We start from the raw sequence: 5,120 nt of genomic DNA, 5'->3' as shown, positions 1-5,120 counted from the left end.
CCCTGCCGTCGCTCGCTGATCGACCGGGGCCGCGCGCACCTTCTCCCTCATCGGACGCTCCTCCTCTGTCGGTTCCGGATGACACTTGACAACGTGTCGGGGCGCATATCGTACGTCTGTCACGCGGAACAGGGGTGAATTCCACCCACCTGTGCCCTCCGCACCCGTGCTACATGCATGTTTGACATGGGTCACTGGACTGACCAGCATGATTGCGTCACCCAGATTCCAGTGACAGGGGCCACCGCCACGAAGTGCTGGAGCGAGGACTCGCGAGATGCGGCCGAAGGGCCGGGATTCCTCATGCCCGGGACGTCCGCCCGGTTGCCGCGTCCGCCGGTGCTCGCCTCCTGCCGCGACGGGCCGGCCCCCAGGTCCCGACCACCGATGACGAACGGGTTCCGGCCGATCGCCGAGCTCCGCCATCGGGAGAACCACCAGAGCCACCAGCTCCTCGGGTTCGAGACGGAGGCAGAGATGGACCAGTGGACCGAGCGGAGCGGCCGTCCTGAACAGGAGACGCCGCCCCCGCCTGAGGTCGACGTCGCCGACAGGATGCTCATCAGCTTGCTTCGATCGAACGCCTGCGCCGAGACGCACGACCTGGCGAGCCGGGTCGGCCTGTCCCGGTCGCAGGTGCGCGCGCGGCTGCGGCGGCTGGAGCGCGCGGGGGTCGTGCGCGGTTACCACGCGCGCACCAGCGCGCTCGCGGCGGCCGACGGCTGCGTGCTCGTCTTCATCCGGTTCACCGGGGCCGGACGTGCCACCGCGATCGACCTGAGCGGTCTCGCGGGGGTGCAGCGGGTGCACACCCTCTCCTCCAGCTGGGACTACATGCTCGAGGCGATCGAACCCTGCTTCGCCACGTGCGGTGCTTCCGGAGATGGCACCCTGCTCGGCCACCAGGCCGACATCGCGCTGCTCCCGGTGGCGCACGGTCGGTGGGGGGCGACGACGGGCGCGGTCAGCGGGCTGTCGACGCTGCTGCCGCTGACCCAGACGACCCGGTAGCGGACCGCGCTCCAGGCCGGGGTCCGCCCCGGCACGACTCGCCCGGTGCGCCGACGGGATCGGGGCATCCGTGCAGTTCCCCCTGCTCGCGCTGCCCTCGCCGGGCGCCGCGTCGCGGGTCGGTGAGTGCGCCGAAGATGCTGTCACGTCAACGGATCCACGAGTGGAGTGCGAAGGTGCCCACCCCGAAGTTCGCTCCCGTCACACGAACGCGCGCTCACGAGGCGGTCAAAGCTCAGATCGAGGAGAAGATCCTCCAGGGGCAGTTCCAGCCGGGTGACCGGTTGCCGTCGGAACGCGAGCTGTGCGCCCAGATGGGCGTCAGCAGGCCGACCGTCCGCGAGGCGATGCGCACGCTGGAGAGCGCGGGAGTCGTCGTCCTGCGCCCGAACGACCCGACCGGCGGCGCCATCGTCCGGATGCCCGACGGCGCCAACCTGGAGCGGTCGCTGCTCGACCTCGTCCGGTACTCCCAGCTCTCGGTCGGCGACCTCATCGGGTTTCGCCTGCTGCTGGAGACGACCGCCTGCCACCTCGCCGCGCAGCGCCGCGACGAGACCCAGATCGCCGGCATCGTGCACGCCCAGCAGGTCGTCGAGGAGGCCGTCGAGGGCGGCACGAACGAGGCGTACATCTCCGCCGACATCGAGTTCCACGTCTCGGTCGCCCGCGCGTCGGGCAACCGGCTGCTCGAACTGTGCACCAGCGCCGTGCGGGCGGCGATGGCCGGACTGATCGGGGACGCGACGCTGAAGGGGGGTGATGCCGTCAAGCGCGACTTCGTCCGCCGGCACCGCGCCATCGTCGACGCCATCCGGCGCGGCGAGCCGGGCCGGGCGTCGTCGTGCGCCCGGCGGGACATCGTCAACTACTACCTGCCCCTGGTCGAGGGGGACGAGGCCCGCACGCTGAGCGCGCTCGAAGCGTTCGTGCAGTCAGCCACCTCCAACGCGCCCCCGTCGGCGGTGTAGCGACCGCTCGCCCGCGCCGGAGCACGGGTGCGCGGCTCGTCCTCGCCGCCGATCCCGCTCGCGCCCGGCTCGGAGCGCTCGCGATCCGGCGCGACGCCGCCCGGTGGCCGCGTCCCGGCGGGATTCCCCGGACCGCTCGCCCCCGTCGGCCGAGCGGCCCCGCGCTCCTGCCGAGCCTGGCTCCCGGACGACGGCCGAGGTCGAACTCCCGGGTCAGGGCCGCGACCGGGGCTCCGCCGCCCGCGAGGTGGTGCGCTGCCGGGCGGGCCTGACGGTGGTGCGGCGTTGCGGCAGCAGGACGCTGACCGCGGCCAGCACCCCCAGCGCGATCTGCAGGATCCACGCGTGGCCGAAGGTCCGGGCCGAGGGGGCCGCGGCGACGATCGCGACGAGCAGGGCGACTCCGACCGCGCTGCCGACCTGGCGGCTCATGTTCAGCACCGCGCTGCCGGTGGTGGCTCGGTCCGGCGGCAGAGCACCGGCGGCGGCGAACAGCGGAGCCTGGGAAAGTCCACCCGAGACACCCATCAGGACGAGACCCGGGAACATCGTCGACCAGTAGGCGGGCTCGTCGGTGACGGTGAGCAGCCAGTACCCCGCCGCCGCGGACATCGTGAGGGTGCCGACGGCGGCCGGCAGCACGCGGCCGAACCTGCGCCGGATGAGACCGGCGCTCATCGCGAATCCGACCGAGACGATCGGGGCCGCGGCGATGCCCATCCCGGCCTCCAGCACGCTGAAGTGCCACACCTGCTGGAGGAACAGCGCTCCGCCGAACAGGAAGATGGCGAAACCGGCGAACAGGCCGAGCAGGGCGAGCGCGGCGGCGGTGAACTCGCGGCTGGCGAACAGCGCCGGTTCGATGATCGGCGCTGCCGCGGTGAAGCCGCGTCGCACCGTCACCACCGCGAACACCGCCGCCGCGGCGAACAGGACGATCGTCCGCGGCGAGCTCCAGCCCCACTCGGGACCCTGGGTGGTGGCGAGGACCAGCGCGCTGACCGCCGCGAGCAGGGACACCGTGGACACGACGTCCGGCAGGGGCCGGCCGGCCGGCTCCCGGACCTCCGGCAGCAGCCAGGCGCCACCGAGGATCGTGAGGAGACCGATCGGCAGGTTGATCAGGAAGATCCACCGCCAGTCCAGGCTGCCGAGCAGTCCGCCGAGAGGCGGGCCGGCCATCGCGGCCACGCCGGCGACCCCGGCCCACAACCCGACGACCAAGGTGTGCTGCCGCCGCGGAAAGCTGGGGTAGAGCAGACCCAGCGACGGCGGCACGCTCATCGCCGCCCCGACCGCCTGCACGGCCCGGGCGGCCACCAGCACCGGCAGCGAGGGCGCGAACGACGCCAGCGCGGATCCGAGGGTGAACACCACGACGCCCGCCAGCAGCATCCGCTTCCGGCCGTGCAGGTCCGCCAGCCGTCCCGCGGGCACCAGCAGCGCGGCGAAGACGATGGCGTAGGCCGACAACACCCACGACACCGCCGACGTCGATGCCCCGCCGAAGGACCGCCCGATGCCGTCCACGGCGACGTTGACGATGAAGAAGTCCAGCTGAGCCATGAACGCCACCGCGCTCAGCACCGCCATGATCAGCCAGCGGCGCGGGTCCCCGCGCTCCTCCTCCGCCGTTGGACTGCCGCCGTCGCCATCGGAGGGTTCAGCCCCGGTGACCACTGACATCACCACCTTCGTCGATCCGAGGTCGGGGTGGCCGCAGCGCACCGAGGCGAGGCGAGGTGCGGAACCGGCCCGGGGCACGGCAAATCTCGGGTTCGTCGTTCACGGGTGCTGTGAGCTGGAAGCCGATGACCATCGTGCGGTAGCTTCGCCTCGCCACGTGCCATCGACCGTGGCATCGGCAGCGTAGCCGGGACCGCCCGGGGGTGGAGGAACGATGATCTCGCGCATAGGGGCATTCAGCCAGCTGGTCGGCCGCTGGTTCCCGCTGATCGTGCTGGTGGCCGGGGCGATCGCGCTGACCTACCCGAACCTGTTCGCGGGTTGGACCACTGTGGTGCCCTGGCTCCTGGCGATCATCATGCTGGGGATGGGCATGACCCTCGAACCGCGCGACTTCGCCTACGTGGCCCGCCGTCCGGCAGCGTTCGCGATCGGTGTCGTCGCGCATTTCGTGATCATGCCGCTGCTCGCCTGGCTGCTGACCCTGGTGCTCCCGCTGAGCCCGGAACTGGCGGTCGGGGTGATTCTGGTCGGCTGCGCGCCCAGCGGCACCGCGTCGAACGTGATGGTCTACCTGGCCAAGGGGGACACCGCCCTGTCGGTGGCGATGAGCAGCGTGTCCACTCTGGTCGCGCCGATCGTGACACCGTTCCTGGTGCTCTGGCTGGCCGGCAGCTACCTGCCGGTGGACCCGGGCGCGCTGATCCTGGAAATCCTGCAGATCGTGCTGGTCCCGGTGATCCTCGGCTTCACCTTGCGCCGGCTGGCCGGACCTGTCGTGGCGAAGGCGTTGCCGGTGCTGCCGTTGATCTCGGTCATCGGGGTCACCGGCGTGGTGGTCGCGGTGGTCTCGGGCAGTGCGGACAAGCTGCTCAGCGTGGGGCCGATCGTGGTGCTCGCGGTCGTTCTGCACAACCTGCTCGGCGTCGGACTCGGCTACGCGGCCGCCAGGCTGACCGGGATCGACGAGGCAGGGCGGCGGGCGATCGCCCTGGAGGTCGGCATGCAGAACTCCGGCCTCGCGGCCAGCCTGGCGTCGACCTACTTCTCCCCGGTCGCGGCGCTGCCCGGGGCCATCTTCTCGGTGTGGCACAACATCTCCGGCTCGTTGGTCGCGACCTACTGGGCCCGTCGGCCCGGCGCGGTGGTCGGGAGCGAGGAGCACCAGGTCGCGAGCGATGATGCGTGACCTCGTTCGGCGCATCGCCGGAGCGGTGGGCGGTCTCGCTCACCGCACCGCGCCGCGGCACCTCCCACCGGTTCCCGGGAGGCACCGCGGCAACGGGAGCGCTCCTGTCCGGATGCGACTCCGCCGGAGTCCCGCCGGTTCTCGGTCCGGACGGGGGCGGGCCCGTCCGGTGGCGACCGCGGCGGTCCCAGTCCCAGCCACGGAGGAAGCACGTGTTGAACGGCAAGATGCGCGCGGTACCGCCTGACGACCAGCCGCCAGCT

Annotated in this window: 4 protein-coding genes; 3 read left to right on the top strand and 1 reads right to left on the bottom strand. The window is 72.0% G+C overall.

Going from position 1 to position 5,120, the window contains the following annotated elements; translation table 11 throughout:
* Positions 1–477: 477 nt before the first annotated feature.
* Positions 478–1,011 (top strand): winged helix-turn-helix transcriptional regulator, encoded by a 534-nt coding sequence (locus tag ACL03H_RS23780; RefSeq protein WP_412813536.1) that lies wholly within the window; start codon positions 478–480, stop codon positions 1,009–1,011.
* Positions 1,012–1,187: 176 nt separating this feature from the next.
* Positions 1,188–1,982: a FadR/GntR family transcriptional regulator gene (locus ACL03H_RS23775; protein ID WP_412813535.1), complete on the top strand. Its 795-nt coding sequence runs from the start codon at positions 1,188–1,190 to the stop codon at positions 1,980–1,982.
* Between the two features lie 213 nt (positions 1,983–2,195).
* Here the strand turns inward: ACL03H_RS23775 and ACL03H_RS23770 are convergent, their stop codons facing one another.
* Entirely contained in the window at positions 2,196–3,668 is a 1,473-nt protein-coding gene (locus ACL03H_RS23770; RefSeq protein ID WP_412813534.1) for an MFS transporter, read from the bottom strand.
* Between the two features lie 214 nt (positions 3,669–3,882).
* Between ACL03H_RS23770 and ACL03H_RS23765 the strand changes: the two genes are divergently transcribed.
* Positions 3,883–4,857, top strand: coding sequence for a bile acid:sodium symporter family protein (locus ACL03H_RS23765; protein WP_412813533.1), 975 nt, complete (start codon positions 3,883–3,885; stop codon positions 4,855–4,857).
* Positions 4,858–5,120 lie beyond the last annotated feature (263 nt).

The sequence above is a fragment of the Saccharopolyspora antibiotica genome, from assembly GCF_047200635.1.
Lineage (GTDB): Bacteria > Actinomycetota > Actinomycetes > Mycobacteriales > Pseudonocardiaceae > Saccharopolyspora_C.
Note: the sequence above shows the minus strand (reverse complement) of the source record. Positions and strands in the feature narration are given on the sequence as shown.